Genomic DNA, 26,171 nt, shown 5'->3' with positions numbered 1-26,171 from the left:
CGCGCCCCGTCAGTTGTTGGCGCAGTGCGGGGCGTGGCCCCGTTCCAGTTCGGTGGCGCGCTCCACGGTGTCGGGGTGGCTGCTCAGCAGCGACCAGACCGGGTGCGAGGCCAGGTCTTCGGCAGCCCTGCGCTGGCTTGCGCTGCCGGGCGCGCTGGCGCCGGACGCCGGGGTGGATGCGCCGCTTGCGGGGGCTTTGCCCCCGTCTTTCTTCTGTGCGTCCTTGTCTTCGTCGTCCTCGTGCGCAATGGCCAGCAGCAGCTGGCCCATGGGCGCCGTGGGCAGCGCGGCGTGCGCCATGAGTGCAATGGCGTAGCAGTCGGCCTCGCGCTCGTGCGCGCGGCTGTACGACAGGCCGGTGAGCACCGAGGCGCCGGTCGAGACAACGCCCGAAACGTCGCCCAGCGCCAGCCCCAGGCCCATGCTGAGCACGCCCTGCTGCACCACCATGCGCGTGGTGTGGCGCTGCACCACGTGACCCATTTCGTGAGCCAGCACGCCGACCAGGGCATCGTCGGTCAGGCCCTTGTCGGCCGCGGCTTTCACGATGCCATCGGTCATCACCACCTTGCCACCCGGTAGCGCGAAGGCGTTGGCGCCCATGCCGGAGCGGAACTCCAGGCTCAAGGGCGGCCGGTAGCCGGGGTAGCGCTGCAGGCCGGGCGGCACCTGCCGCGCCAGCGCGTCGAAACGCGCCTTGAGCTGGTCCTGCCGCTCCCGGGGCAGCTTGCTGGGCTTGAGCGTGCCGGCGTCCATCTGCTGGAGCACGTTCTCGGCCACGCTGGTCTCCCAGGCCAGCGGCACGAAGCGCGTGAGCTGGGTGGCGGCCCAGGGCGTGCCGTAGCGGTAGAACAGCGTGAGGCCGACGGCCGCGGCCGCCGCCACGCCCAGCAGCACCGGCCAACGGGTCTGCATGCGCTGCGCGACGCTGGGACGGTCCCCCGCCGCGGCCAGGGCCGCGCGCCACTGGGCCACGGCATCGATTTCCAGGCTGCCGTGGTCGCGCAGGTCCACCACCACCCGGGGCGGGGGCTTGCGCTCGTTCCAGGCCTCCGGCCACCCCACGTCTTTCCATGCGAAGACGGCCGGCTCGGCGCCCGGCTGCGAGAGCGGGTGCAGCACCAGCGACGGGCCCTGCGGCGTGGGCTGCAGGCCCACCATCACGGGCCGGGCCTTGCTGCTCAGGCCGTCAAACCAGCGGCCAGGCAAGACGGGGGCATCCCCCTGGGCCGCAGCGCGGCTTCCCGCTTCTCCCGCTTCCCTCGCTTCGCGGGAAGGCGGGTCAGGGGTTTGCGCAGAGGACGTGCCCATCATCCGATCAAGTCGAGGCCGGCCGCGTCCGCCAGGGCATCGCCCAGGCCGCCTTGCTGCTGGCGCACCAGCGTGCCGGCCACCTGCTCCACGCCGCCCTTGACGTGCAGCGTGACGGATTCGCACTTCATCCGGTACTCGCTCACGCGGGCGAAGGGGCGGTACAGCCCCAGCGTCAGCAGCGTGAGCAGCATGTTCTTGAGGCGCAGGCCCACGTAGCGCCCGCTCTTGAGGTGGCACTTGAAGCGCGCCACCTGGCTCACGCCGATGTTGTTCCACATCAGCTGGAACATGCGCGCCTCGCGGTAGGCGCGGGCGGGTGCCGAGGCCAGCACCAGCATGAAGATGCCGGCCACGATGGACACCATGATCACCACGAACAGCCACAGCCCCATGCGGCTGCTCTGGCTGGCCACCAGCGCGATGGAGCTGCCCGCGAGCAGGCCGATGAGCAGCGAGAACCCGACCACGCACAGGATGAACACGGCCACCGTGGCCAGCCACACCTTCACGAAGTCCATGTACACCGGCTTCCAGCGTCCCTTTTCTGCGCCCACCTGGGTCTTGAGCACCAGCAGGCTCTTGTAGTTGTATTCCAGCCGGATGAAGCACAGCACCGTGAGCGCCAGGCCCAGGAGCAGCAGGGCGCCCATGGCCGGGGTGAACGCGGGCATCTTGGGGCGGGCGGCTTCTTCCTCGACCTCCTCCAGCACTTGCGCCAGCTCGGGCGACAGCATCTGCAGGCCGAAGAACACGCCGAACCACACCAGGGCCAGGGCAAACAGCGGCCAGCTGGCCAGGTAGACCTCTTTCCAGCTGGCGGTGAACTGCAGCCGCAGCCCGCGCCAGCGCGTGGAGCCCAGCCGGAAGCGCATCGCGCTGCCCCAGATCAGCGGCGAGAGGGCCGCGCCGCCGAGCAGCAGCAGCCCCACGGCAGCGTCCTGCCCCGTGTTGGCGGCGATGTTGTAGGCCAGGGTGATGAGCATCAGCAGCACGAAGCCCACCACCATCTTGCGCTGCTGCGCGGTGAATTCGAGCGGGCTGCCCGCCACCAGCGTGTGGCTGTAGAAGTACTGCGCCGTGCGCCGCCGCGCCCACGGCGTGTAGAAGCCCAGCGTGACGATGCTGAGCAGCACGTTGACGATCCACACCCGGAAATACTCGCCACCGCTGCCGGTGAACTCGAGCGGATGCGCGTCGATGTTCTGTGGCATGAAGGTGGACACCTGTGCAGCCGCACTGTCGAAAGCCTGTTGGCGCATGAACTCCCTCCTGTTGTGGCGCGCAGTGTAGCAGCGGGCCTAGAAGAGAATTTCAAGCAAGATTGGCCTCTGGACCTTTCGTATCAAGCGCTGACAGCTATCTTTTTAGTAGCTGACAGAGTGTTGCCCGCACACCGGCAGGAGCGCTTGCCGGGGGCGCTCCTCCGCCAGTGCACCCGTGGAACTGGCTTCGCCAGGCCACTGGGTGCGTCCCCCTGGGGGGAGGGCGCCGAAGGCGCCTCAGGGGGGGTCAAAACCTCTCCCAAGGCTGCAAATAGCGCCACTGCCCCTCCGGCACCTTGGCCAGCGGCACGCGGCCGATGCGGATGCGCTTGAGGCCCACCACCGACAGCCCCACCGCTTCGCACATGGAGGGCACCTGGCCCGGGCGGATGCCCTTGAGTGCAAAGCGCAGCTTGTGCTCGCTTTGCCAGCTGACCTTGATGGGCGGCAGCGGGCGGCCGTTGAAGGACAGGCCGTGGCACAGGCGCTGCAGGCCGCCGGTGGCGATTTCGCCGGCCACCTCCACGATGCACTCCTGTTCCAGCGCCTCGATGTCCTCGGCCAGCTTGCGCGCCACGCGCTTGTCCTGCGTGTACACCACCAGGCCGCTGGCCTCGGTGGGCAGCGGCGTGTAGCACTCCAGCTGCTTGAAGTGCCGCTGCAGCACGCGGATGCCCGAGGCGTCCTCCGCCAGGTGGGACGCGGCGCCCAGCAGCGACACCGCCTGCGGCGCGCCCTGGCTGCGGCTGCCGTGTGCGGCGGGCCCGGCGGGCAGGCCCAGCCCGGCTTCAAAGCCTGCGGGCTTGTGCAGCAGCAGGGTGACCGGGGTCAGCGCCAGCAGGCTGGCGTCTTGCGCCACCGTCACCATCTGGTCGGGGCGCACGCGGGCGCCGGGGGCTTCTTCCACGCGGCCGTCCACGCTCACAAAGCCGCCTTCAATGAATTGCTCGGCCGTGCTGCGCGAGCAGTTCAGTTGCTCGGCCACGCGCTTGGCCAGGCGGATGTGGGTGGGGTCGGGGTGTTGGTCGGTCATGGAAGAGAGGCTTTGGCGAGGAATGGGCTGACGCCGGGGGGATGGTTTAAACAATCGTCACGCCGGAACCGGCATGTACCGTTCGTGCTGAGCCTGTCGAAGCATTGCGCGGCGCTTCGACGGACTCAGCGCGAGCGGTTTTGCCATATCAACCCAGGGAGAAAAGGTTTCGGCTCAGTCGTTGCCGGGCTGCAGTGATCGGATGCGCTCCACATGGGCCAGCAGCGAGCGCTGCGCCACCGGCCACATGCGCTCGGGCACGTCGTCGTAGGCGTGGCGTACCCAATCGTCCATGGTGCCCTCGGGCAGCGCCTGCAGGGCGGCCAGCACCTTGGCCTCGCGGGCCAGGCGGTGGGCCTTCAGGCGGGCGATGGCGCTGCGGGCGTCGCCGATCACGTAGCCGTGGGCGGGCAGGATGAACTCCACGCCCTGCGCGGCGCACAGGGCGTCGAGCCGGTCCAGCGAATCCAGGTAGTCGGCCATGTTGCCGTCCGGCGGGTCCACCACCGTGGTGCTGCCGTTCAGGATGTGGTCGCCGCTGAAGAGCAGGGCGTCTTCCACCAGCAGCAGGCACAGGTGGTTGGCCGCGTGGCCGGGGGTGTGGACCACCTGCAGGGTATGGGTGATTTCGCCCTCTGGCCCTTTACCAGAAAGCGCGAGCAGCTCATTATTTTGTAGCGACCGGTCGGGCGTGAACTGGCTGGCGGCGCGTGCGGTGGGGGCCGAGGGCAAGCCCAGGATGGGCGGCCGCGCCCGGCCCGCCTGCACGCACAGCGCCTGCAGCGGCGCGGCGCCGGGCGCATGGTCGGGGTGCGAATGGGTGCATACGATCATGCGGATGTCGCCGCCCGCTGCGCGCCAGAGCTTGTCCAGGTGGTCGGTGTCGGCCGGGCCGGGGTCGATGGCGGCGTAGCCCGTGGCCGGCTCGCCCACCAGGTAGCTGTTGGTGCCGGGGCCGGTCATCACGCCCGGGTTGGGGGCCGTGAGTCGCTGCACGTTGCGCAAGAGCGGCACGGGGCGCTCGGTCTGCCAGTCCAGCGGGTGGGCGATCTGCCCGTCGGGGCACACCAGGGCCAGCTCGCCGTAGGGCAGGTCGCCTTCCATGTAGCGCGCCTCCTTGCCGGCCAGGGTGCCGGCGCGGGGGCAACTGGTCCACAGCGGCTGCTCGTCGGCCAGCGCGTCGAACACGGCCTGCGTGGTGGCAAACGCGGCCAGCCGCCGCAGCGTGCGGATGGTCGGGAAGATCATGAAGAACTGCCCCGCCTCGTGCCGCGCCAGCGCGTCGGCCGGGCGCACCCACACGGGCTCGAACTGCTCGGCCTCGTCGGCCACGGGCTCCTGGCCTGCGGGCATGCGGGCCACCAGGAAGGGCACGTCGAAGCGGCGCGGCAGGTCGCGGTCGGTGGTCCAGTGGGCCAGCAGGAACACGCTGTCGGCCGCCAGCCGCAGGCCGCGCGCGCTGCACTGCGCCACGAAGGGCTGGTGGCGGTCCAGGGCGGCGATGTCGCTGGCGCCGGCCCAGCGCCCGTCGGCCGCGTGCCGCGCCAGCAGCACGCCCAGCTCCTCGAAACTTTCGCGGATGGCGGCGATGGCCTGCGTCAGGTGCAGGTCGCTCTGCGTGGGGCGGCGGTCGGCCGCGGCGTGGGTTTCGGGGGCCGCGTCCAGCGCGTCGATGCCGCCGCCGGGGAACACGTAGGCGCCCGGCGCAAAGCTGGCCTGGTCCGACCGCCGGGTCATCAGCACCTCGATGCCCCCCTGCGCGCCGGTGGCGTCGCGCAGCAGCAGCACGGTGGCGGCGGGGCGGGGCGCGACGGGCTCGCGGTGGGGGTGCAGTTGTTGGCGGGTGCGGGGCATCGGGCCATTATCGGGCTCAGTGCGCCGCGGGCACAGGGCGGCCGCTGCGGGCCGGGACGCCGCCGCGCCGGTCCAGCACGCCGCTGCAGTGCGTGAGGCCCAGCGCCACCAGCACCACCAGCGCGCCGATCCACGGCGTGTGCATCAGCCCCCAGTGCGTCACGATCTGGCCGCCGGCCCAGGCGGCGCCGGCAATGCCCAGGTTGAAGGCCCCGATGTTCAGGCCCGAGGCCACGTCCACCGCACCGGGCGTGCAGCGCTCGGCCTGCTGGACCACATAGACCTGCAGCCCCGGCACATTGCCGAACGCCACCGCACCCCACAGCAGCACGGTGCCCACCACCAGCCAGGGATGGGGCGCGGTGAACTGCAGCAGCAGCAACACGGCGGCCAGCAACGCAAAGAGGATGCGCAGCGCCGGGATGGGCCCCAGGCGGTCGGCCAGGCGCCCGCCCCACAGGTTGCCCGCTGCCACCGACGCGCCGTACACCAGCATCACCCAGCCCACGGCGCCCGCACTGAACCCCGCAATGTCGGTGAGGATGGGCGCCAGAAAGGTGAAGGGGATGAACGTGCCGCCGTAGCCGATGGCCGTCTTGGCGTACACCAGCAGCAGCCGCGGCTCGGCCAGCACGCGGGCCTGCTGCCGCAGCGTGGCGGGCGGGGTGTGCGCAATGCCGCGCGGCACGAACAGCGCGCTGCCGGCGAAGGCCAGCACGCCCAGTGCCGCCACGGCCAGGAAGGTGTCGCGCCAGCCGAAGTGCTGGCCGATGAAGGTGCCCAGCGGCACGCCCGTCACCAGGGCCACCGTAAGGCCGGTGAACATGATCGCAATGGCGCTGGCGGCCTTCTCGCGCGGCACCAGGCCGGTGGCGATGGTCGATCCGATGGAGAAGAACACGCCGTGCGCCAGCCCGGTGAGCACGCGCGCGGCCACCAGCGCGGCGTAGCTCGGGGCCTGCCAGGCCAGCAGGTTGCCGGCGGTGAACAGGGCCATCAGCGCCAGCAGCAGCGTCTTGCGCGGCACGCGGCCGGCCAGCGCCGTGAGCACGGGCGCGCCCACGGCCACCCCCAGGGCGTACAGGCTGACCAGCAGGCCTGCCGAGGGCAGGCTGATGGCGAGGTCCGCCGCCACGGTGGGCAGCAGGCCCACGATCACGAATTCGGTGGTGCCGATGGCAAAAGCGCTGAGCGTCAGCGCGAACAAGGCAATGGGCATGAAAGCACTCCTGGTGAAAACGCCCGGAGTGTGGCCCTCTGGTCCTTGTAGAAAAAGTGGTGAATCGGCAGAAAATACTTGCGCACAAGTCAATAATTGGCCGTGCGGAGCTTGCGCAGGAGAATCCCTTGAAAACCACCCTCGAAGAACTCCAGGCCTTTGTGGCCGTGGTGGAGAGCGGCTCCCTCACGGCGGCTGCCGAGCGCCTGGGCCAGACGGTTTCCGGCACCAGCCGGGCGCTGGCGCGGCTGGAGAAGAAGCTGGACACCACGCTGCTGCGCCGCACCACCCGCCGCACCGAGCTGACGGAGGAGGGCCAGGGCTTCCTGCAGCGCACGCGCGCCATCCTGGCCTCCATCGAAGAGGCCGAAGAGCACCTGGCGGCCCGCCGCCAGCAGCCCGCCGGCCGGCTGCGCGTCAACGCCGCCACGCCGTTCATGCTGCACGCCGTGGTGCCGCTGGTGCCGGCGTTTCGCCGCGCCTACCCGCAGATCACGCTGGAGCTGGATACGGACGAGTTGAACATCGACCTGCTGGCGCGCCGCACCGACGTGGCCATCCGCATCGGCCCGCTGCGCGACTCCACGCTGCATGCGCGGCCGCTGTGCACCGGCCGCGTTCGCGTGCTGGCCAGCCCCGCCTACCTGGAAGCCCGCGGCAAGCCGCGCTCCGTGCAAGACCTGGAGCGGCACACCCTGCTGGGCTTCACGCAGCCCGAATCCCTCAACCGCTGGCCGCTGCGAGGCGCCCATGGCGACGAGTGGCCCGTGGCCCCGGCCCTGACCGCGTCCAGCGGCGAGACCCTGCGCCAGCTGGCGCTGCAGGGGGCGGGGGTGGTGTGCCTGTCGGATTTCATGACCGCGGCCGACCGGGCGCGCGGCGACCTGGTGCAGGTGCTGGCCCGGGAGACGGTGGACGTGCGCCAGAGCATCAGCGCGGTGTACTACCGCAACACGCAGCTGGCGGCGCGGATCGCGTGTTTTCTCGATTTCCTGCAGGAGCGCCTGGGCTAGGGATCTGGCCGGGGCCGCTGCCGCCCCGGGCCGGCTCAGCGCTGTGCGCGCAACTGCTGCAGCCGCTGCAGCACGGCGTCGATGACGGCGCCGGCCCCCTCCAGTTCGCAGCTCCACAGCATCTCCAGCAGTTCGATCAGCGCGATGGCATCACTTTCCTGCAGGGCTGCCTGGGCCGCGGCCTGAAGGTTGCGCGCGCCCAGGTCCTCCAGTACGTCGACGGTCAGTCCCATGGGTTCTCCCTGTTGAGAAAAGGGGGTCATGGTAGGTGGCAACCGGCGCTGCGGCGGCCCCGCCGACCTGATCGAAATCAAAGGCGCATGAAAAAGCCGGCCGCCTTGGAAGCCGTTCAAAGTCTTTTGGGGGACCGTATTGGGACAGGGTCTTAGCCGCGCGCCGGAATGGCCAGCCCCCGGGCCACGGCCGGGCGGGCGACGAAGGCGTCCAGCACCCGCTGCACTTCGGTGAACTGCCCGAACTCCACGAGGTCGCCCGCGCCGTAGAAGCCCACCAGGTTGCGCACCCAGGGGAAGATGGCGATGTCGGCAATGGTGTAGCTGTCGCCCATCACCCACCGGCGGCCCTGCAGGCGCTGGTCCAGCACCTTGAGCAGGCGCTGGGACTCGGCCACGTAGCGGTCGCGGGGGCGCTTGTCCTCGTAGTCCTTGCCGGCGAACTTGTGGAAGAAGCCGAGCTGCCCGAACATCGGGCCCAGGCCGCCCATCTGCCACATCACCCACTGCAGCGTCTCGTAGCGCCCGGCCGTGTCCTGCTGCAGCAGCTGGCCCGTCTTGCTGGCCAGGTACACCAGGATGGCGCCGGACTCGAACAGCGCCAGCGGCCGGCCGTCCGGGCCGTTGGGGTCCAGGATGGCGGGAATCTTGTTGTTGGGATTGAGCGAGAGGAACTCGGGCGACAACTGGTCGCTGGTCTCGAAGTTCACCAGGTGGGGCTCGTACGGCAGGCCCAGCTCCTCCAGCGCGATCGACGCCTTCACGCCGTTGGGCGTGGGCAGCGAGTACAGCTGGATGCGGTCGGGATGCCGGGCGGGCCACTTGCGGGTGATGGGGAAGGCTGAGAGAGCGGGCTGGGCCATGCTGAAAAATCCTTCGGGTTGCGGCCGGTGGGCCAAAAAAGCGCAAGCCTAAACTGGAGCGCCCGCCCTTGCACGGCAGGGCCTTGCCAGGCCGCCGGCGCTGGCGGCGCCGCGGGCGATAATCGCGGCATGAAGATTCGCTTCACCAAGATGCAGGGCGCGGGCAACGATTTCGTGGTGCTCGACGAGACCGCCGGCCCCCTGGGCCTGTCTGCGGCCCAGTACCGTTTCCTGGCCGACCGCCACTTCGGAGTGGGCGCCGACCAGATCCTGACCGTGCGGCCCCCCAGCCCCCGTGCGGCGGCCGAGGGCGTGGACTTTGAATACGTGATCCACAACGCCGACGGCGGCGAGGTGGAGCAGTGCGGCAACGGCGCGCGCTGCTTTGCGCGCTTCGTGCACGACCGGGGCCTGACCGGCAAGGACACGATCCGCGTGCAGACCAAGAGCGGCGTGATCTCCCCGCGCCTCACCGGCGACGGCCGGGTCACGGTGGACATGGGCAGCCCGCAGTTCGAGCCCGCCAAGGTGCCATTCGACGCATCGGGCCTGGCGCCCGTGGCCCAGGGTTCAGGGCAAAAATGGCCGCTGGCGCTGGATGGGCAAGCGCAAGGCGCTACGGTTTTGGTAGCGGTTGTCTCCATGGGCAACCCGCATGCGGTGCAGCTGGTGGACGACGTGGACGCGGCGCCGGTGGCGCTGACGGGGCCGCTGATCGAGCGGCATGCCCGCTTTCCGCAGCGCGTGAACGCCGGCTACCTGCAAGTGGTGGACCGCAGCCATGTCCGGCTGCGGGTGTTCGAGCGGGGCGCGGGCGAGACGCTGGCCTGCGGCACCGGCGCCTGCGCGGCGGTGGTCTCGGGCATCCGCCTGGGGCTGCTGGACACCACCGTGGACGTGCAGACCCGGGGCGGTCGCCTGACCATTGCCTGGAGCGGCCGGGAGGCCGACTCCGTTTTCATGACCGGCCCGGCCACCACCGTGTTCGAAGGCCAGATCGACATTCCCGACACCCCCGTATGACGACCTCCCACATTCCCCCGATCACCGAAGACGACATCGCCCAGTTCCTCACGAACACGCCGGGCTTCTTCGAGCGCCATGCCGAGGTGCTGGCCAGCGTGCAGATCACCAGCCCCCACGGCGCCCGCGCCGTGAGCCTGCAGGAGCGCCAGGCCGAGATGCTGCGCGAGAAGATCAAGGGCCTGGAGCACCGCATCATGGAAATGGTGCGCAACAGCACGGAGAACGCCGCCATTGCGCACAAGGTGCACCAGTGGACCAGCGCGCTGCTGCAGGTGCGCGATCCCTTCGACCTGCCCCAGGCGGTGGTGGACGGGGTGCGCTCCCTGTTCGATGTGCCCCAGGCCGCCGTCCGCGTGTGGGAAGTGGCGGCGCCGTACATCGATGCGGATTTCACCCAGGGTGCCAGCGACGACGCGCGCGCCTTCGCCTCGTCCCTGACCATGCCGTTCTGCGGCCCCAACCTGGGGTTCGAACCCGCCGGCTGGCTGGCGCAGCAGGCCCAGGAAGAAGGCGGCGAGCCCGCCCAGTCGCTGGCGCTGCTGCCGCTGCGCGCGGGCGCCATCGACAGCGCCACGCCGGCGTTCGGCCTGCTGGTGCTGGGCTCGCCCGACCCGCAGCGCTTTGACGCCACCATGGGCACCGACTTCCTGGCGCGCATGGCGGAGCTTGCCAGCGCGGCCTTGCTGCGCTTGCAATGAGCCACCTCCCTGCGGCGTTGCGCGCCTTCCTCCCGCTCTCTCTGCGCTTCGCTGCGCGGGCGGGCGCCGCGCGCCGTTAATAGGACCGCAGCGGGATGCCGGAGGCACAGCCCGACCCGCACGTGCTGCGCTACCTGGAGCATGTGCGCGTCGAAAAGCGGCTGGCGGCGCGAACGCTCACTCTCTACACCCTCGACCTGGAAAAGCTGGCGCAGTTCGCGGCCGGCGTGAACCTGCCGCTGCTGCAGCTCACCAGCGCCCACATCCGCCGCTTCGTGGCGCAGATGCACAGCGCCGGGCGCAGCGGCCGCGGCATTGCGCTGGTCCTGTCGGGCTGGCGCGGCTTTTTCACCTGGGCGGGCCGCCAGGGGCTCGTTGCGCACAACCCGGTGCAGGACGTGCGCGCCCCCAAGGCGCCCAAGCCACTGCCCAAGGCCCTGGGGGTGGACGACGCGGTCCGCCTGGCCGAATACGACAACCCGGGGGCCGACCCCTGGCTGGAGGCGCGCGATGCGGCCCTGGTCGAGCTGCTGTACGGCTGCGGCCTGCGCGTTGGCGAAGTGGTGGGCCTGGATGTGGCGCCCGGCGCCGACACGCAGCGCCAGGGCCGGGGCTGGGTGGACCTGCAGGCGGGGGAAGCCCATGTGTTTGGCAAAGGCAGCAAGCGCCGCAGCGTGCCCGTGGGGCGTGCCGCCGTGGCCGCGCTGCAGGCCTGGCTGGCGCTGCGTGCGGTGCCCTTCGGCGGCGAAGGTGCAGCGCGGCTGGACGCGGCGCTGTTCGTGGGCCAGCGGGGCGCCCGGCTCACGGCCCAGTCCATCTGGCTGCGCTTGCGCCAGCGCAGCCAGCAAGCCGGCTTGACCACGCCCGTGCACCCGCACATGCTGCGCCACTCGTTTGCGAGCCATGTGCTGCAAAGCAGCGGCGACCTGCGCGCCGTGCAGGAGCTGCTGGGCCACGCCAACATCACCACCACCCAGGTTTACACGCGGCTCGACTTCCAGCACCTGGCGCGGGTCTACGACGCCGCCCACCCCCGCGCACGCAAGAAGCCTGCGGACTGACCGCTGCGCGACCCCTGGGAGATCGTAGACAGGCTCTTCGGGAACCAAATCGGCCGAATCGCCTCGGACGCCGGTGCGGCCGCTTCTGTGTTCGGGCCGCCGGGAGGGCTTTCTGCATGCGTCAATGGATCCGTACCGGCCTGCGGGCCCACCGGGGCTTTATCGTCTTTTTGCTGTGCCTGGGGGTGTTCCGCACCGCCATCGCCGACTGGAACCCCATCCCCACGGGCTCCATGCGCCCCACGCTGCTGGAAGGCGACGTGGTGTTCGTCAACCGGCTGGCCTACGACCTGAAGCTCCCATTGACCGACGTGGTGCTGGCGCACCTGGGGGAGCCCCGGCGGGGCGACGTGGTCACCTTTGCTTCGCCGCTGGACGGCACGCGGCTTATCAAGCGCATTGCCGCCCTGCCGGGCGATACCGTGGAAATGCGCGACGAGGTGCTCTATCTCAATGGCGAGCCAGCCCGCTACGATGCCCCGGAGACGGTGGTGGAAGCGCTGTCCGAAGTGGGCGCCCAGGTGCCCGCCGTCCGGTGGACCGAGCACCTGCAGGGACATGAGCGGCGCGTCCAGTGGCTGCAGGGGGTCTCGGCCCGCAAGAACTTCGGCCCTGTCACCGTGCCGCCGGCGCAGTACCTGGTGCTGGGCGACAACCGGGACAACAGTGCCGATTCGCGCTACATCGGCTTCGTGCCGCGCCACCTGCTCATCGGCCAGGCCCGGCGGGTGATGGTGTCGGCCGACATCCTCACGAACTGGCTGCCGCGCTGGGACCGCTTCGGCCGCGGGATCTGAGAACGTAAACACGTTCTGAGGTCAGGCCGGCGCGGATTCCCCCGGGGCCGCCAGCGGCGCGTGGGCGGGCAGCGAAAGCGTGAACGTGGAGCCCTCGCCAACCTGGGACTCCACCGACAGCGTGCCCCCCAGCAGCCGGGCGAGCGCACGCGACAGCGACAGGCCCAGCCCCGTGCCCCCGTGCTCGTAGCTGATGCGGGCGTGGCCCTGGCTGAACTTCTCGAAGATGACGTCGTGCAGCTCGCGGGGGATGCCCGGGCCGGTGTCCGTCACGCGCAGCAGCACCTGCTGCCCGCTGGCGTCCAGGCTGACCACCAGCCGCACCCCGCCGGACGGTGTGAACTTGATCGCATTGGACAGCAGGTTGTTCAGGATCTGCTTGAGCTTGAGCCGGTCCGTCACCACCGTCTGCGGGACCGCCGGAGCGGTGGCCACCTCCAGCGCCAGCGACTTGGCCGCCGCGCTCACGCGGAACAGTTCCACCACCTCGTTCACCAGGTCCCGCAGGGGCACCGGCTCGGGGTGCGTGGGCATGGCGCCGGCCTCGATGCGGGCCAGGTCGAGGATCTCGGTGAGCAGGGCGTTCAGATGCTCGGCGCCCTGGCGGATGTAGCCCGCCTGTTCGCGCGTCTGCGGGTCCTTGCTGCGCAGTTCCATCAGTTCGGCAAAGCCGCGGATGCCGGTCAGCGGGGTGCGCAGCTCGTGCGACATGGCGGCCAGGAACTCGCTCTTGGCCTGGTTGGCGCGCTGGGCTTGTGCCTCGCTGTGCTCCAGGGCCGCGTGGCTGACGGCCAGCCGGCGGATGCTGCCCAGAAACACCGCGACAAAGGCCACCACCATGATGCTCAGCAGCACCGTCAGCCACAGCACGGTGTTGCGTGTGGTGCGCCAGGGCGCAAAGGCCTGCTCCTCCGACGTGCCGCTGAGCACGGCCAGCGGGTAGCTGCCGACCCGGCTGAAACCGATGATGCGCGACAGCCCATCGGAGGACCCCGCCAGCAGGGCGCCGCTGTTCTTGTTGCGTACCGCGGTGAGCAGTGCATCCGGCAGCGGCCTTTCCACGCTGGCGGTGGCCCCGCCCAGGACCCGCACGCGGATGGCGCCGTCCAGGCCCGCCAGCACCACGCCGCCTTCGCTGCCCAGCTCCACGCCGCGGTACACCTCGGCGAAGTGCGAAGGGTTGAGCGAGGCCACCACCACGCCCAGCGTGCGCCCGTCTGCCCCGACCACCTTGCGCGAGAGCTGGATGGTCGATACGCCCGAGACTTTGCCCAGCACCGCCCGGCCCACGAAGAGTCCGTTGTGCAGCATGCCCTGAGGGCCGGGCGCCTGCCCGGGCGGCAAAAGGTGCACGCCGATGTGGTTGCGCTCCAGCAGGTTCACATGGTTGCTGCGTGAACCGTCGGGGTCGAGGTTGCTGCCCTGGAAGCGGCCTTCGGCGTCCACGAAGGACAGCTGGGTCAGGATGTGCGGCACCATGCCGGTTTCGTTGGCGATGCTGATGAAGTCCTGGCTTTCCAGCGGACCGTCCCGGGCCGTGTTCTCCAGCCGCGACATGGCCTGGTCCACCGTGTCCAGGATGCGCAGGGTGTGCTCCTTCAGGGCCAGGGCGGTGTTGGTGTTCTGGCGCATTTCAGCGCTCAGCGTCTCGTTCCATTGCCAGCGCAGCAGCGCCGCCATGGTGGCCCAGGCGCTCAGCAGCACCAGCGCGCTGAAGACGCAGGCCACCACGAAGTACATCTGGGCGGGGTTGCGCCGCCACCGGGTGAGGCGGGGGAGCCGGATCATGTGAGCGTGGCCGGCATGGTGTCGGTGTACTCGGCGGTGAGCAGCATGATGTGGAAGATGGTACCCCCATCCGGCGCATTGGTCGCATGGATGCGGCCGCCGTGCGCGGTGAGGATCTTGCGGCAGATCGCCAGGCCCAGGCCCGTGCCGCCCGAGCCGTCGCGCGTCTTGCTCGACTGCACGAAGGCCTGGAACACCGTCTCAAGTTCGGCAGGCGGGATGCCCGGCCCCTGGTCGCGCACCTGGATGTGGATGCTGTGGTCGGCGGCGATGCCGGCCTGGATGTCGATGATGGTGTCCTCGGGCGAGAACTTCACCGCGTTGCCGAGCACGTTGCGCACCACCTGCTGGAAGCGTGCGGGGTCCACCTTGGCCACCAGGGGCATGCGGCCCAGGCGCAGGCTCAGGCTCAGGCGCTTGGTGCCGAGCAGCAGTTCCATCTCGCCGGCCACGTCCTCGATGAGGTCGCGCACGTCCGCGCGCTCGAAATGGAAGGCGCCGACGGTGCTTTCGATCTTGGCGATGTCCAGCAGGTCATTGACCAGCACCAGCATGCGCTGGCCCGCGTCGTGGATCTCGCCGAACATGGAGGCCAGCTTGGTCTGGTGCCGCCCCCGCGCCGTGCCCAGCTCCGAGAAGCCCAGGATGGACTGCAGCGGCGTGCGCAGCTCGTGGCTGATGTTGGCCACGAATTCCGACTTGGCGCGGGACGCCTCTTCGGCAAGGTCGCGGGCGGCCAGGAATTCGGTGATGTCCATGGCGGCCGTCAGGATGCCCACCGGCTGGTGGCCGTGGGCGGTGACGAGCACCTTGGTGATCTGCACGTCCCGGTAGCTGCCATCGGGGCGGCGCAGGCGTTCCTCGTAGCGGATGCGGCCACCCTGGCGCAGCAGCTGGTCGTCGTGCGCACCGTAGGCCTGGGCCTCGTGGGGGGGCAGCACGTCGGCGTTGCGGCGGCCCAGCACGTCGGCGCGGTCCAGCGCCGTGAAATCCTCCCAGGCCTGGTTGACCGACAGCAGGCGCCCGTCCGGCGCCGTCATGCAGATGGGCAGCGGGCTGCACTCCAGGACCTGGGCGGTGAACTCCAGTTGCTCCTGCAGGCGCTGCTGCACGGCCAGCAGGTCGGTCACGTCGGCGGCGCTGCCGGCAAAGCCGCGCAGCTTGCCCGTGCGGTCGCGCAGTGGCACGACCGAAATGTCCAGCGCACGCGTCTCGCCTTCGGGGCCGCGCAGGTGCACCTGGGCCATGCGCACCCCGGCCGGCCCGGCGGCATCGAACAGCGTGTCGATGGCGGCGCGGTCCTCGGGGTCGACCACGTCCCGCAGGTACTGGCCGCGCGCGGCTTCCGGGGGCTGGCTGGTGATGGCATGCCAGCGCGGGTTCACGAAGCGGATCATGCCCTCGGCGTCGGTGCGGAAGATGAGCTCCTGCACGCTCTTGAACAGCACGGAGAGTTCCTGCTCCCGGCGTGCCGTTTCCTGCTGGGCCTCGTCCCGCTCACGCTGGGCGGCTTCCCGCGCGCGGGTATTGCGCCACGATGCCCGGGTCAGCAGGCCGATCACGGCCAGCGTCGCCACGATGAACAGCAGCGGCCCGCGCAGCGAGCGCAGCCATTGCTGGGTGGTGGCCGCATAAGGCTGCTCCACGAGGGTCACCACCGGGTGGCTGTTGGAAAGGTGCCAGGCGCCCAGGCTGGATTCGGGCCGGAACGTGGGCAGCGGTCCGTAGGTTCCTTTGTGTCCTGGAAGGGGATTCTTGAACAATGGATGCACCCCCAGATCGCCGCTGGGGGCCAGGGTGTCGTTGCCGACCTGCGTCAGCAAGGTGCCGTTGTCCAGGACCAGCAGCACCTGGGTGCGGGCGGGGGCGGCCTCCATCAGCTGCTGCTGGTAGGTCGCCAACGCGTCGGGGCTGATCTGTGCGATGAGCAGCACCGACGACGCCGGCGACAGCTGCACGCGCCGTGCAACGGGAATGAACCCCAGGCCGGCGGGCACGGCCGGGCTGCGGTCGCCCTGCGCCAGCGTGCGCCCACCCACCCACGGCCCGATGACCACGCGGTCGCCGTCCAGGGCCCCCAGGTGCAGGCGCTGCAGGTCGACCCGGGCCCCGCGGTCGGCGGGGGTGGTGGAGGCCAGCACCTGGCCCTGCGGGCTCACCACCGCAATGCTGCGCAGGAACGGCAGGCCCTGCAGGCGGTTGGACTGCTGCGCCTCCAGCTGCGCGAGGGACTGGCCCTCTGCGCCGAGGCCCTTGGCCAGGGTGTCCAGCGCCAGCTTGGTGTTGTCAAACACCTGCGTGCTGTGCGCCTCCATCACGCTGGCCAGCAGTTCCAGCTGCCGGCGGTCGTTTGCCTCGGTGCGGCGCAGCTCCAGCCACATCAGTCCCGCCGTGCCGATGAGCACGCACAGGATGAGCAGCAAGCCGCTGGTCAGGACCCTGCAGCTGGCAAGGTCGGCGAAGCGGCGCTGGAGGGTGGGAAAAGGGCGTTTCATAACGGGGGCGTAGGGGGAGTCGGTCAGTTCAGGAGGATGCGTTCGAGCCCGTGGTGCCGGGCGGCGGCGCCCAGCCGGCCGTCCTGGCGCACGCGTTCGATGAACGCGTTCAAAGCGGCCAGCCACTCCGGATCGCCGGGCTTGATGGCATGGGCATAGGGCAGCACGTGGAAGGGCTTGGGCGGGCTCAGCAAGGCTGCCCATTCCGTGCTTTCGGTCAGCGCGCGGCCGTAGGCGTAGTCGGTCATGAAGACATCCACGCGGCCGGCCGCCAGTTCCCGTTCGCGCGTCTCGGGCGGCCGGATGGACACCAGGCCCGCGTACTGCAGCCGCTGGCGCAGCACGGTTTCCATGAACGTGCCGGCCTGCACGCCCACCAGCACGCCCGGCTGGTCGATGTCGCTCCACTGGCGCACCACCCGGCTGGTGCGGGTGGTCACCGCGTAGATGTCGCTTTGCAGGTAGGGGGTGGCGAACTGCAGCTGTTCCGTGCGCCGGGCCAGCATGGCGATGCCGAACATGGCCACGTCGCAGGTGCTGGACAGGAGGTCGGGCACCAGGGTCACGAACGACGAGTCCACAAAGCGCAGCCGCACCCGCAGGTCGGACGCCAGGGCGGTGGCCAGGTCGATGTCCAGGCCGCCGAGCTGGCCCGAACGCGGGTCGCGGAAGCTGATGCGCTGGTACTCCGGCCAGATGCACACCCGCACCTCGCCGCGGGCGTGCACGCGGTCCAGCACCTCGCCGGCGGTGGCCGGCGGGCGGGCCAGGGTCCACAACGCTGCCAGCGCAGCCAGCGCGGTGGCCCATGCCCGGCGGCGGGGCAGGAGTTGCGCCGTCATGCGGCCTCCGGCGGAATGTCCGCCAGGTCCGAAAACGTCATGCGGGTGCGTGTGACGCGCTCGCGCAGTGCCCGGATGGCGGTGCTGTGGCGCACAAAGCAGTCCACGATGTCCGGGTCGAAGGCCTTTCCCCGCTCCGCCTGCACCATCTCCACGGTCTTCTCGTGGCTGAGCGCCGACCGGTACACCCGGTCCATGGTCAGGGCGTCGTAGTAGTCCACCAGCGACACGATGCGCCCGGACAGCGGAATGGCTGGGCCCGCCAGCCGGTTCGGGTAGCCGCTGCCGTCCCACCGCTCATGGTGGGTGAGGGCGATCTCGGCCGCCATCTGGAACAGCGCAATGCGCGACTTGCCCAGGATGTCCGCGCCGATCAGCGGGTGCCGGTTCATGACCGCGCGCTCCTGGGGGGTGAACGGGCCGGGCTTTTTCAGCACCTGGTCCGGGATGCCGATCTTGCCGATGTCGTGCATGGGCGCGGCCTTGCGCAGCGTGAGCGCATAGTCCTGCGGCTGGCCCAGGAACAAGGCCATCGCCTCGGCGAGGAACCCGATGCGCACAATGTGCACGCCAGTGTCGTCGTCCTTGTATTCGGCCGCCTGCGCCAGCAGAAAGAGCGCCTCATGGTGGGCGCGGGCCACTTCCTGCAGCGCCTGGTTGCGCTCCTGGTACATGCGCCCCAGGTCCGAGATGATCGCCTCCATCTGGACCGCCGCGGCCGGCGCAAACTGGGTGGTCTCGCGGGTGGGCGGCGTCATGACGTGGCGCCCGCGGTGCCCAGGCTGTTGATGGTCTCGATCAGCTTCAGGGGGCTGAAAGGCTTGAGCAGGTAGGCGTCGGCGCCGGCCATCATGCCGGCCTCGATGTCCTGGCTCTGCCCCCGGGCCGTCAGCAGCACCACCCAGGGGCGGCCCAGCGCCGGGTCGCTCTTGACCCGCCGGCACAGCTCCAGGCCGTCCATGCTGCCGGGCATCATCACGTCCAGCAGCAGCAGCTGGGGGCGCCATTGCTGCACGGCGGCCAGGCCCTCGTCGGCATTGACCGCCTCGTGGATCTCGTGGTCCTCGAACTCCAGGGTCATGCGGATCAGGCGGCGAATGTCCGCATGGTCTTCAATAATCAGGATGCGTTGGCTCATGGCGGGAGGTTGTTCTTGAATGTATCAATTTTATCATAAAAATGATTTCTTGAAGTGATAAAATCTGACGCATGGAATCAAGCCAATGGGACTCTTTGCCGGCGGACTGCAGCACGCGTGACGTGGCGCGGGTCCTGGGCATGGCCGTGCGGTCCGTGCAACTGATGGTGGACCGCGGCGAACTGGATGCCTGGAAGACGCCGGGCGGCCACCGCCGCATTGCCAAGGCCTCCGTCGAGCGGTGGCTGGCCCAGCGCCAGGCGCCGCCCGGGGCTGGCCCGGCCCCAGGCGCCGCGGCGCCGCTGCCGGCCGCCGGTGCCCGCGGGGCGGCTGCCGCGCCGGCACCGGCCGCGCTGCCGCCCGAAGGCCGTGGCACTGACCGGGGCGCCGCCGCGCAGCGCGTGCTGCTGATCGAGGATTCGGTGCACTTTCAGACGCTGGTCAAGCTGCTGATGTCCCACCATTTCCCGGGCATCGAACTGCATGTGGCGGAAGACGGGATCGTCGGGCTGGCCATGGCGGGCGAACTGCAGCCGGAGGTGCTCATCGTCGACATCCTCCTGCCCGGCATTGATGGCGCCACGCTGATTGCGCGCCTGCGCAGCCACCCCCAGTTCCAGCGCAGCCGGCTCATCGTCGTGACGTCGCTGGACGAGGACCAGCGCGGCCCCTATGCCTTTGCGCTGGCGGGGCTGCCCGTGGTGCACAAGCCCTTGCTGGCGCAAGAGCTGCCGGCGTTGCTGGCCGGCCTGCTGGCGCAACCGCCCGCGAAACAGCCCGCGCAAAGGCCCTGAGCTCCCGGCCGCGGTCACGGCGGCTTGGCCATTCTTCGGCCCGCTCCCTGAAAGGACTGTGATGGTGACGATGCTGCCGCGCGTTTTGCTGGTGGAGGATGACGCCCATGTGCGCCGGTTCGTCCAGCTGGCGCTGGAGGACCTGGACATTGCCCTCGTGCCCTGCGCCACGCTGGCCGAAGCGCGGCGCGCGTGGAGCGCGGGCCCGGCAGCGATGGTGCTGACCGACCTCACCCTGCCCGATGGTTCGGGCCTGGACCTGCTGTCCGGGCTGGCCGGGACGCAGGCAGAGGGGCCCGCCGCGGCGTGCCGGATGGTGGTTTTCAGCGGCGGCGTCGATGGTGCCGTCGAGCGCCAGCTGGCGGCGCTGAAGGTCTGGCGCGTGCTGCGCAAGCCGGCCTCTGTGGGGGCCCTGGTGGGGTGCGTATCGGACGCGCTGGCCAGCCTGGCTGCGACGCCTGGGAAGGCCAGCGCACCGCCGGCCGCCCCGGTGCAAGACCCGGCCGTGGCGTTCTTCGGGGGCGACCGCGCGCTCTATGCCGCCTACCGCCAAGCGTGCCTGGCCCAGTTCGCGCACGACCTGGCGGCGGGCGATGCGGCCATGGCCGCGGCCGACGTTGCCGCCGTGCAGCGCGTGGCGCACAACCTCAAATCGGTACTGACGATGCTGGGGGAAGCAGACGCTGCCCGCCTGGCGCGTGCCGCCGAAGAGCTGGCCGCGGGGGGCGCGGCCGGCGCGCCGCTGGCCGAGGCCTGGCTGCGCCTGCGCGAGCAGGTGGCCGCGGTGGCAGCAGCGGGCTGAGCCGCGTGGCGCTTGGCGCCGGGCCGGGACCTTGCCGCAAAAGCCCCGCCCGGATCCAGCACAAAAAAAGCCACCCGAAGGTGGCCAAGAGGGATGCACAGGGAAAGGAGTGGGCCGCAGGCGCTACCCGTTGTAGGCAAGGCGGCCGGGCGCCGCCTGCGGGGCGGGGCTGGCGTAGCCGGACGGTGGCAGGGCGCCGTGGCGCGCGGTGTCCGCCGCCGCCACCTTGAACGCCGACACCACGTTCACCAGCTCCGCCGCCTGGTGGTTGAGGCTGGTGGCCGCGGCGGCCATTTCTTCCACCAGGGCGGCGTTCTGCTGCGTGGCCTGGTCCATCTGCGTGACGGCCTCGTTGACTTGGTCGACGCCCTGGCTCTGCTCGGAGCTGGCCGCGCTGATCTCCGCCATGATGTCGGTGACGCGGGTGATGGCGGTCACCACATCGCTCATGGTCTGGCCGGCGCGGTCCACGAGCGCGGAGCCTGCTTCCACGCGCTCCACGCTGGCGCCGATCAGCGACTTGATTTCGCGGGCGGCCTCGGCAGAACGGCTGGCCAGGTTGCGCACTTCGCTGGCAACCACCGCGAAGCCGCGGCCCTGCTCGCCGGCGCGTGCGGCTTCCACCGCGGCATTCAGGGCCAGGATGTTGGTCTGGAAGGCGATGCCGTCGATGACGCCGATGATGTCGGAGATCTTGCGGGAGCTGTCGTTGATGTCCTTCATGGTGCGAACCACGTCGGCCACCACATCGCCGCCCTGCGTCGCCACTTCCGATGCGTTGCGGGCCAACTGGTTGGCGTGGCGCGCGTTTTCGGCGTTCTGGCGCACGGTCGAGTTGAGCTGCTCCATGGAGGCGGCCGTCTCCTGCAGGGCGCTGGCCTGGTTCTCGGTGCGCGCCGACAGGTCGCCGTTGCCTGCAGAGATTTCCGCGCTCGCGGTGGCCACGCTGTCGGACCCCTGGCGCACCTGGGACACCACGCGGATCAGCGACGCCTGCATGTCGGCCAGGGCCTTGAGCAGGGGGCTGAACTCGTCGTTGGCGGTGTCCACCACTGGGCCGGTCAGGTCCCCGTCGCGCACCCGGGCCGCCACCGTTTGGGCCTGGGCGACGCGGCGCTGCAGCACGCGGCCTACGTACCACGCAAAAAGCAGCAGGCCCGTGGCAAGGGCCGCCACGGCCGCCACCAGGCTGTTGAGCGTCTGCTTGGCGTCCGCTTCGATGTGCTCCAGGCTGGCGGTCAGGGCCGCGCTCTGGCGGTGCTTTTGCTTGCTCAGCATTTCCAGCACCACGTTGCGCGCGGGAATCGTCTTGGCCACCAGGAAGTCGAAGGCCTCTTCCTTGTTGCCTTGCTCGATCAACTGGACGTTCTGTCCGGCAAATTGCCAGAAGCCGACGAAGGCCTGCACCAGGGCCGCGTACTCGGCCTTGTCTTCGGCCGTGACGGCGGCCTTTTCCAGGGTGGCCTGGTCCGCGTCGATCAGCTTGCGCTTCTCGCCGATGTCCGCCAGGGTCGCCTTGAGGTCCGCGGGCGTGCGCACCAGGATGGCGTGGCGCAGCTGCAGCGAGGTGCGCGTCACGTTCAGCTCCATGGTGGCCAGGCGCAGCTGGTGGGGCACGGACTCCGTGGCCACGCTGCGTGTCTGGCGGGTGACTTCGGAAATGTTGTTCCAGGCCAGCAGGGCGACCAGCGCCAGCCCGCCGATCAGCGCAACGGATACGAGGTACAGGCGCTGGGTGATGCCAAAGGCGTTGAAGAATTTCATGACGGATCCATCGGGGGATAGGTTGAGGGGGCTGTGGGCTTAGTGCCCCGTGGGGTGGCTGGCCAGTGCGGGGGCCAGGAGCTTTTCAATGTCGAGCAGGATGAGCATGCGGTTGTCCACCGAGCCGATGGCGAGCAGGTGGTCGCGGTCCTGGTCCATGTCCAGGGTCGGCACCGGACGCAGCTGCTCGCGTTCCAGCGTCAGCACGTCCGAGACGCTGTCCACCACCACGCCGACCACGCGCTGGCCGATGTTGAGCACGATCACCACCGTCAGGTGGTCGTAGCGCGCTTCCTGCAGGCCCAGCTTCAGGCGCAGGTCGATGATGGGGACGATGACGCCGCGCAGGTTCACCACGCCCTTGAGCTCGGCGGCCGCGTTGGCGATGGCGGTGGGCTTCTCGTACGAGCGGATTTCCTGCACGCGCAGGATGTCGACGCCGTACTCCTCGGAGCCGATCTTGAAGGCCAGGAATTCGCGCAGGTCCGTCAAGGCGTTCGGAAGGCCGTCGGCCGAGGGCCGCGTGGCTGCGGTGGGGAGTGCGGTCATGTTTGATAAAAATGATAATTTTGGCAATTGTAAGGAGTTGAAATCAATTTTGTCAATTGAAACCAGGGAAAATTGATAAATTGGCGTTTGCTGTTGCGGGCGCCGCCGTGTGGGCGGGGGGCTCGGGCAGTGGGCGTCGGAGGGAGGGGCGGCACAATCCGGGCCATGAAAACCCTTCGCCTTCGCCCTGGCAAAGAGCGCTCTCTCCTGCGCCGCCATCCCTGGATCTTTGAATCGGCCATCGCCAAGGGCGGCGGCGACAGCGGCGAAACGGTGCGGGTGGAGTCGCACGAAGGCCAGTTCCTGGCCTGGGCGGCCTACAGCCCCAGCTCGCGCATCCGGGCGCGGGTGTGGAGCTTTGACGAGGCGCAGCGCATTGATGCTCCATTTTTCATAGCTGCTTGCGCCCGCTCCATCATCGCTAGAGCCCGTTTTGATATCCAAAGCGACGGCGTGCGGCTGGTGCACGGCGAATCCGACGGCCTGCCCGGGCTCATCGTGGACCGCTATGGCGACACGCTGGTGGCCCAGTTCACCAGCGCGGGCACCGAGCGCTGGAAGGGGGTGATCGCCGACGCGCTGCTGCGCGAGACGGGCCTTGCCAAGCTGTACGAGCGCTCGGACGCCAGCGTGCGCGCGCTGGAGGGGCTGGCCCCTGCCACGGGCTGGCTGCGCGGCGGCGAGGCCCGGCCCGGCGAGACGCCCCCGCCGCTGGAGCTGGCCATCCAGGAACACCAGTGGCGCCTGACGCTGAACATCGCCGAAGGCCACAAGACCGGCTTCTACCTGGACCAGCGCGACAGCCGCAAGCGCTTTGCCGACTACGCGCGGCGGCTGGGCTTTCAGCGGGTGCTCAACTGCTTCAGCTACACGGGGGGCTTCACCGTGGCGGCGCTGGCGGGCATGCGGGCGGCCGAGGCCGCTGGGCTGGGCGGGGGCGCCGGTGCGGCGGCCGGGCAGGTGATTTCCATCGACTCCTCGGGTCCCGCCCTGGAGCGCGCGCGCGCCCATGTGGCGCTCAACGGATTTGACGTGAACCGCGCCAGCTTCATGGATGCGGACGTGAACGCCTCGCTGCGCCAGTTCCTCAAGGAAGGCCAGCGCTTTGACGCCATCATCCTGGACCCGCCCAAGTTCGCGCCCACGGCCACGCACGCCGAGCGGGCCGCGCGCGCCTACAAGGACATCAACCGGCTGGCGCTGCAGCTGCTGTCGCCGGGCGGGGTGCTGTTCACGTTTTCGTGCTCGGGCGGCATCAGCGCCGACCTGTTCCACAAGATCGTCGCGTCCGCGGGGGCCGACGCGGGCGTGGACGGCTACATCCTGGAGCGCCTGGGCGGCGCGCCCGACCACCCGATGACGCTGGAATTCCCCGAGGGCGAGTACCTCAAGGGCCTGGTGGTGATGCGCAAGGGGTGAGCGGCGGGTGGGCCGGGTGCCTGCGGGGGCTTGACACCCTCGCTACACTGAAAAGTTACTCCCTTGCTGCACGCGCATCGCGCCCCTGCGCTGGCTCCGGCCGCCGGGCGCCGCAGCAGGCCCCGATCACGCATTGAAAGACCCCTCCATGGCACTGATCCCCGTCACCATCCTCACCGGCTTCCTGGGCTCGGGCAAGACCACCCTGCTCAAGCGCCTGCTCTCCGAAGCCCACGGCCAGAAGATCGCCGTCATCGAAAACGAGTTCGGCGAAGAGAACATCGACAACGACATCCTGGTGACCGAGTCCAAGGAGCAGATCGTCCAGATGAGCAATGGCTGCATCTGCTGCACCATCCGCGAGGACCTGCGCGAGACGCTGCAGCTGCTGGCCGCCAAGAAGCGCAAGAACCTGCTGGAGTTCGACCGCATCGTGATCGAAACCACCGGCGTGGCCGACCCCGGCCCCGTGGCGCAGACCTTCTTCATGGACGAAGAGATCGCCGAGACCTATCTCATCGACTCCATCATCACGCTGGTGGATGCCAAGCACGCGCCCCAGCAGCTCAACGACCGGCAGGAGGCGCGTCGCCAGGTGGGCTTTGCCGACCAGATCTTCCTGTCCAAGACCGACCTGGTGTCCCAGGAAGAGACCGACGCGCTGATCCACCGCCTCAAGCACATGAACCCGCGCGCGCCCATCAAGGCGGTGCACTTCGGCGAAGTGCCGCTCAACGAGGTGCTGGACCTGCGGGGCTTCAATCTGAGCGCCAAGCTGGACATCGACCCCGAGTTCCTCAAGGAAGAAGAGGGCCATGGCGACCACGACCATGACCATGTGCACGGCGAGCATTGCAACCACCCGTCCCACCAGCACGGCCACGACCACGGGCACCACCACCACCACGATGACGACGTGAAGAGCTTTGTCTTCCGCTCCGACCGCCCGTTCGACCCGGTCAAGCTGGAGGACTTTCTGGGTGCCATTGTCAACATTTATGGTCCGCGCATGCTGCGCTACAAGGGCGTTCTCCATATGAAGGGCACCGAGCGCAAGGTGATCTTCCAGGGCGTGCACCAGCTCATGGGCAGCGACCTGGGGCCCCAGTGGGCCGAGGGCGAGGCGCGTACCAGCAAGATGGTGTTTATCGGCATCGACCTGCCCAAGGACATCTTCCTGCAGGGCCTGGAGCAAAGCCTCGCCTGAAACACCGCGCCGCAGGGGCCGCCGCGGGGCGGTTTGTGTTGTATCTGCAACGTTTCTGCTGGCGCCAGCCCAGGTCGATACAATCGCGCCCCGGTAAAACCCCGGAAGGCTTGCCACCCGCCCCTGTCTGCTCGCGCGGCCGGGGCCCGCCCGTATTGCGAGGAGACCAGGAAGTGAAAGCCGACACCAGCAAATCCAAGGGGGCCACCAAAGCAACCCCGGCCGCGGCCAAAAGCACTGCCGCAGCCCCGTCGGCGCCCAAGGCGGCAGCCAAGGGCGTTGGCGGCAAGGCGGCGGCTGCAGCACCCAAGGTCTCGGCGCCCCCCGCCGCAGCACCGGCGCAGGCGGATTTGCAGGTACCCGTGCGCACAACCCGGCCTTCTTCCCGATTGGCCCAATTGACCGTACCATCCATGGCGCAGGCAGTGGCTTCAACCGCCGCCAAAGCCAGTTACCAACACACCATGCCCACGACCGCGCAAGCGCAGCCCTCTGTGATCGCTGCCAAAAAAGACCCCAAGCTGGCGAACAACTGGAAGACCAAGTCCGCCGCCGAGTTGACTGACGCCGAAGTCATGGCCATGCCTGACAGCGAGTACATGAACGAGAAGCAGATGGCGTTCTTTCGCCACAAGCTCGTGCAGCTCAAGCAGGACATCCACAACAGTGCGGGCGAGACCACGGAGCACCTGCGGGAAGACACCGTGGTGGTGCCCGACCCGGCCGACCGCGCCACCATTGAAGAAGAACACGCGCTGGAACTGCGCACCCGCGACCGCGAACGCAAGCTGCTCAAGAAGATCGAGCAGTCGATTGCGCGCATCGACGCGGGCGACTACGGCTACTGCGACGAAACCGGCGAACCCATCGGCGTGGGCCGCCTGATCGCCCGCCCGACCGCCACCTTGTCGCTGGAAGCGCAACAACGCCGCGAGCTGAAGCAGAAGATGTTCGGTGATTGATCCGGCCGCCTGCGGCCTGATTCATCCCATTCCAGAGC

General features: G+C 69.6%; 24 protein-coding genes. 10 read left to right on the top strand and 14 right to left on the bottom strand.

Annotated elements, in window-relative coordinates; genetic code table 11:
• Positions 1 to 9: 9 nt before the first annotated feature.
• The 5 genes from ACOYR3_RS19755 to ACOYR3_RS19735 form a co-directional block, all read right to left on the bottom strand.
• Positions 10 to 1,161 carry a M48 family metallopeptidase gene (locus tag ACOYR3_RS19755; protein WP_422846623.1) on the bottom strand — a complete coding sequence of 384 codons (1,152 nt, stop codon included), beginning with the start codon at positions 1,159 to 1,161 and terminating at the stop codon, positions 10 to 12.
• Between the two features lie 149 nt (positions 1,162 to 1,310).
• Complete coding sequence (locus ACOYR3_RS19750) at positions 1,311 to 2,573, bottom strand: DUF898 family protein (RefSeq protein ID WP_422844001.1); 1,263 nt, start codon at positions 2,571 to 2,573, stop codon at positions 1,311 to 1,313.
• Between the two features lie 250 nt (positions 2,574 to 2,823).
• A complete protein-coding gene (locus tag ACOYR3_RS19745) occupies positions 2,824 to 3,609 on the bottom strand; it encodes an rRNA pseudouridine synthase (RefSeq protein WP_422844000.1) in 786 nt (261 codons plus the stop codon).
• A gap of 174 nt (positions 3,610 to 3,783) precedes the next feature.
• Positions 3,784 to 5,463: an MBL fold metallo-hydrolase gene (locus ACOYR3_RS19740; protein WP_422843999.1), complete on the bottom strand. Its 1,680-nt coding sequence runs from the start codon at positions 5,461 to 5,463 to the stop codon at positions 3,784 to 3,786.
• Between the two features lie 16 nt (positions 5,464 to 5,479).
• Positions 5,480 to 6,682, bottom strand: a complete 1,203-nt coding sequence (locus ACOYR3_RS19735) for an MFS transporter (protein ID WP_422843998.1) — start codon at positions 6,680 to 6,682, stop codon at positions 5,480 to 5,482.
• Positions 6,683 to 6,810: 128 nt separating this feature from the next.
• Between ACOYR3_RS19735 and ACOYR3_RS19730 the strand changes: the two genes are divergently transcribed.
• On the top strand, positions 6,811 to 7,695 hold the full coding sequence (locus ACOYR3_RS19730; RefSeq protein WP_422843997.1) for a LysR substrate-binding domain-containing protein: 885 nt from the start codon (positions 6,811 to 6,813) through the stop codon (positions 7,693 to 7,695).
• Positions 7,696 to 7,730: 35 nt separating this feature from the next.
• Here the strand turns inward: ACOYR3_RS19730 and ACOYR3_RS19725 are convergent, their stop codons facing one another.
• Both ACOYR3_RS19725 and ACOYR3_RS19720 read right to left on the bottom strand, forming a co-directional pair.
• Positions 7,731 to 7,928, bottom strand: a complete 198-nt coding sequence (locus ACOYR3_RS19725; RefSeq protein ID WP_422843996.1) for a hypothetical protein — start codon at positions 7,926 to 7,928, stop codon at positions 7,731 to 7,733.
• 152 nt (positions 7,929 to 8,080) lie between these two features.
• Complete coding sequence (locus tag ACOYR3_RS19720) at positions 8,081 to 8,791, bottom strand: glutathione S-transferase N-terminal domain-containing protein (RefSeq protein ID WP_422843995.1); 711 nt, start codon at positions 8,789 to 8,791, stop codon at positions 8,081 to 8,083.
• A gap of 129 nt (positions 8,792 to 8,920) precedes the next feature.
• On the opposite strand from ACOYR3_RS19720, the gene dapF reads away from it, so the two are divergent.
• From dapF to lepB, 4 genes are all read left to right on the top strand, one after another.
• Positions 8,921 to 9,814, top strand: coding sequence for a diaminopimelate epimerase (gene dapF, locus ACOYR3_RS19715; protein WP_422843994.1), 894 nt, complete (start codon positions 8,921 to 8,923; stop codon positions 9,812 to 9,814).
• A complete protein-coding gene (locus tag ACOYR3_RS19710) occupies positions 9,811 to 10,515 on the top strand; it encodes a DUF484 family protein (protein ID WP_422843993.1) in 705 nt (234 codons plus the stop codon). The genes dapF and ACOYR3_RS19710 overlap by 4 nt, the downstream gene beginning before the upstream one ends.
• Before the next feature lie 95 nt (positions 10,516 to 10,610).
• Positions 10,611 to 11,576, top strand: a complete 966-nt coding sequence (locus ACOYR3_RS19705) for a tyrosine recombinase XerC (RefSeq protein WP_422843992.1) — start codon at positions 10,611 to 10,613, stop codon at positions 11,574 to 11,576.
• 116 nt (positions 11,577 to 11,692) lie between these two features.
• Positions 11,693 to 12,373, top strand: coding sequence for a signal peptidase I (lepB, locus tag ACOYR3_RS19700; protein ID WP_422843991.1), 681 nt, complete (start codon positions 11,693 to 11,695; stop codon positions 12,371 to 12,373).
• A 21-nt stretch (positions 12,374 to 12,394) separates the two neighbouring features.
• Here the strand turns inward: lepB and ACOYR3_RS19695 are convergent, their stop codons facing one another.
• From ACOYR3_RS19695 to ACOYR3_RS19675, 5 genes are read right to left on the bottom strand one after another with little or no spacing between them, the layout of a single operon-like run.
• Positions 12,395 to 14,161, bottom strand: coding sequence for a sensor histidine kinase (locus ACOYR3_RS19695; protein WP_422843990.1), 1,767 nt, complete (start codon positions 14,159 to 14,161; stop codon positions 12,395 to 12,397).
• Positions 14,158 to 16,656 carry a PAS domain-containing protein gene (locus ACOYR3_RS19690; protein WP_422843989.1) on the bottom strand — a complete coding sequence of 833 codons (2,499 nt, stop codon included), beginning with the start codon at positions 16,654 to 16,656 and terminating at the stop codon, positions 14,158 to 14,160. The genes ACOYR3_RS19695 and ACOYR3_RS19690 overlap by 4 nt, the downstream gene beginning before the upstream one ends.
• Before the next feature lie 23 nt (positions 16,657 to 16,679).
• Complete coding sequence (locus tag ACOYR3_RS19685; protein WP_422843988.1) at positions 16,680 to 17,498, bottom strand: ABC transporter substrate-binding protein; 819 nt, start codon at positions 17,496 to 17,498, stop codon at positions 16,680 to 16,682.
• Positions 17,495 to 18,256: an HD-GYP domain-containing protein gene (locus tag ACOYR3_RS19680; RefSeq protein WP_422843987.1), complete on the bottom strand. Its 762-nt coding sequence runs from the start codon at positions 18,254 to 18,256 to the stop codon at positions 17,495 to 17,497. The genes ACOYR3_RS19685 and ACOYR3_RS19680 overlap by 4 nt, the downstream gene beginning before the upstream one ends.
• Entirely contained in the window at positions 18,253 to 18,636 is a 384-nt protein-coding gene (locus tag ACOYR3_RS19675) for a response regulator transcription factor (RefSeq protein WP_422843986.1), read from the bottom strand. The genes ACOYR3_RS19680 and ACOYR3_RS19675 overlap by 4 nt, the downstream gene beginning before the upstream one ends.
• Positions 18,637 to 18,707: 71 nt before the next feature.
• Between ACOYR3_RS19675 and ACOYR3_RS19670 the strand changes: the two genes are divergently transcribed.
• Entirely contained in the window at positions 18,708 to 19,430 is a 723-nt protein-coding gene (locus ACOYR3_RS19670; RefSeq protein WP_422843985.1) for a response regulator, read from the top strand.
• 61 nt (positions 19,431 to 19,491) lie between these two features.
• The gene (locus ACOYR3_RS19665) at positions 19,492 to 20,232 is read left to right on the top strand and encodes a response regulator (RefSeq protein ID WP_422843984.1); all 741 of its coding nucleotides are present in this window, start codon (positions 19,492 to 19,494) and stop codon (positions 20,230 to 20,232) included.
• Between the two features lie 123 nt (positions 20,233 to 20,355).
• Here the strand turns inward: ACOYR3_RS19665 and ACOYR3_RS19660 are convergent, their stop codons facing one another.
• Together ACOYR3_RS19660 and ACOYR3_RS19655 are read right to left on the bottom strand one after the other, a co-directional pair.
• On the bottom strand, positions 20,356 to 21,996 hold the full coding sequence (locus tag ACOYR3_RS19660) for a methyl-accepting chemotaxis protein (RefSeq protein ID WP_422843983.1): 1,641 nt from the start codon (positions 21,994 to 21,996) through the stop codon (positions 20,356 to 20,358).
• 39 nt (positions 21,997 to 22,035) lie between these two features.
• Positions 22,036 to 22,545, bottom strand: coding sequence for a chemotaxis protein CheW (locus tag ACOYR3_RS19655; protein ID WP_422843982.1), 510 nt, complete (start codon positions 22,543 to 22,545; stop codon positions 22,036 to 22,038).
• Positions 22,546 to 22,710: 165 nt separating this feature from the next.
• Between ACOYR3_RS19655 and ACOYR3_RS19650 the strand changes: the two genes are divergently transcribed.
• The 3 genes from ACOYR3_RS19650 (at position 22,711) to dksA (ending at position 26,133) form a co-directional block, all read left to right on the top strand.
• Complete coding sequence (locus tag ACOYR3_RS19650; protein ID WP_422843981.1) at positions 22,711 to 23,964, top strand: class I SAM-dependent rRNA methyltransferase; 1,254 nt, start codon at positions 22,711 to 22,713, stop codon at positions 23,962 to 23,964.
• 148 nt (positions 23,965 to 24,112) lie between these two features.
• Positions 24,113 to 25,171, top strand: a complete 1,059-nt coding sequence (locus ACOYR3_RS19645; RefSeq protein ID WP_422843980.1) for a CobW family GTP-binding protein — start codon at positions 24,113 to 24,115, stop codon at positions 25,169 to 25,171.
• A gap of 173 nt (positions 25,172 to 25,344) precedes the next feature.
• Positions 25,345 to 26,133 (top strand): RNA polymerase-binding protein DksA, encoded by a 789-nt coding sequence (gene dksA, locus ACOYR3_RS19640; protein WP_422843979.1) that lies wholly within the window; start codon positions 25,345 to 25,347, stop codon positions 26,131 to 26,133.
• Positions 26,134 to 26,171: the final 38 nt, after the last annotated feature.

The sequence above is a fragment of the Acidovorax sp. M2(2025) genome (assembly GCF_049330835.1).
Classification (GTDB): Bacteria; Pseudomonadota; Gammaproteobacteria; order Burkholderiales; family Burkholderiaceae_C; genus Acidovorax.
This window is presented reverse-complemented; position numbering and strand designations above follow the sequence as displayed.

What these genes read in the sequence shown, in the direction of transcription:
- ACOYR3_RS19755 (WP_422846623.1), bottom strand. Translation starts at nt 1,161, where the DNA reads ATGGTGGGCCTGCAGCCCACGCCGCAGGGCCCGTCGCTGGTGCTGCAC.
- ACOYR3_RS19750 (WP_422844001.1), bottom strand. Translation starts at nt 2,573, where the DNA reads ATGCGCCAACAGGCTTTCGACAGTGCGGCTGCACAGGTGTCCACCTTC.
- ACOYR3_RS19745 (WP_422844000.1), bottom strand. Translation starts at nt 3,609, where the DNA reads ATGACCGACCAACACCCCGACCCCACCCACATCCGCCTGGCCAAGCGC.
- ACOYR3_RS19740 (WP_422843999.1), bottom strand. Translation starts at nt 5,463, where the DNA reads ATGCCCCGCACCCGCCAACAACTGCACCCCCACCGCGAGCCCGTCGCG.
- ACOYR3_RS19735 (WP_422843998.1), bottom strand. Translation starts at nt 6,682, where the DNA reads ATGCCCATTGCCTTGTTCGCGCTGACGCTCAGCGCTTTTGCCATCGGC.
- ACOYR3_RS19725 (WP_422843996.1), bottom strand. Translation starts at nt 7,928, where the DNA reads ATGGGACTGACCGTCGACGTACTGGAGGACCTGGGCGCGCGCAACCTT.
- ACOYR3_RS19720 (WP_422843995.1), bottom strand. Translation starts at nt 8,791, where the DNA reads ATGGCCCAGCCCGCTCTCTCAGCCTTCCCCATCACCCGCAAGTGGCCC.
- dapF (WP_422843994.1), top strand. Translation starts at nt 8,921, where the DNA reads ATGAAGATTCGCTTCACCAAGATGCAGGGCGCGGGCAACGATTTCGTG.
- ACOYR3_RS19710 (WP_422843993.1), top strand. Translation starts at nt 9,811, where the DNA reads ATGACGACCTCCCACATTCCCCCGATCACCGAAGACGACATCGCCCAG.
- ACOYR3_RS19705 (WP_422843992.1), top strand. Translation starts at nt 10,611, where the DNA reads ATGCCGGAGGCACAGCCCGACCCGCACGTGCTGCGCTACCTGGAGCAT.
- lepB (WP_422843991.1), top strand. Translation starts at nt 11,693, where the DNA reads ATGCGTCAATGGATCCGTACCGGCCTGCGGGCCCACCGGGGCTTTATC.
- ACOYR3_RS19695 (WP_422843990.1), bottom strand. Translation starts at nt 14,161, where the DNA reads ATGATCCGGCTCCCCCGCCTCACCCGGTGGCGGCGCAACCCCGCCCAG.
- ACOYR3_RS19690 (WP_422843989.1), bottom strand. Translation starts at nt 16,656, where the DNA reads ATGAAACGCCCTTTTCCCACCCTCCAGCGCCGCTTCGCCGACCTTGCC.
- ACOYR3_RS19685 (WP_422843988.1), bottom strand. Translation starts at nt 17,498, where the DNA reads ATGACGGCGCAACTCCTGCCCCGCCGCCGGGCATGGGCCACCGCGCTG.
- ACOYR3_RS19680 (WP_422843987.1), bottom strand. Translation starts at nt 18,256, where the DNA reads ATGACGCCGCCCACCCGCGAGACCACCCAGTTTGCGCCGGCCGCGGCG.
- ACOYR3_RS19675 (WP_422843986.1), bottom strand. Translation starts at nt 18,636, where the DNA reads ATGAGCCAACGCATCCTGATTATTGAAGACCATGCGGACATTCGCCGC.
- ACOYR3_RS19670 (WP_422843985.1), top strand. Translation starts at nt 18,708, where the DNA reads ATGGAATCAAGCCAATGGGACTCTTTGCCGGCGGACTGCAGCACGCGT.
- ACOYR3_RS19665 (WP_422843984.1), top strand. Translation starts at nt 19,492, where the DNA reads ATGGTGACGATGCTGCCGCGCGTTTTGCTGGTGGAGGATGACGCCCAT.
- ACOYR3_RS19660 (WP_422843983.1), bottom strand. Translation starts at nt 21,996, where the DNA reads ATGAAATTCTTCAACGCCTTTGGCATCACCCAGCGCCTGTACCTCGTA.
- ACOYR3_RS19655 (WP_422843982.1), bottom strand. Translation starts at nt 22,545, where the DNA reads ATGACCGCACTCCCCACCGCAGCCACGCGGCCCTCGGCCGACGGCCTT.
- ACOYR3_RS19650 (WP_422843981.1), top strand. Translation starts at nt 22,711, where the DNA reads ATGAAAACCCTTCGCCTTCGCCCTGGCAAAGAGCGCTCTCTCCTGCGC.
- ACOYR3_RS19645 (WP_422843980.1), top strand. Translation starts at nt 24,113, where the DNA reads ATGGCACTGATCCCCGTCACCATCCTCACCGGCTTCCTGGGCTCGGGC.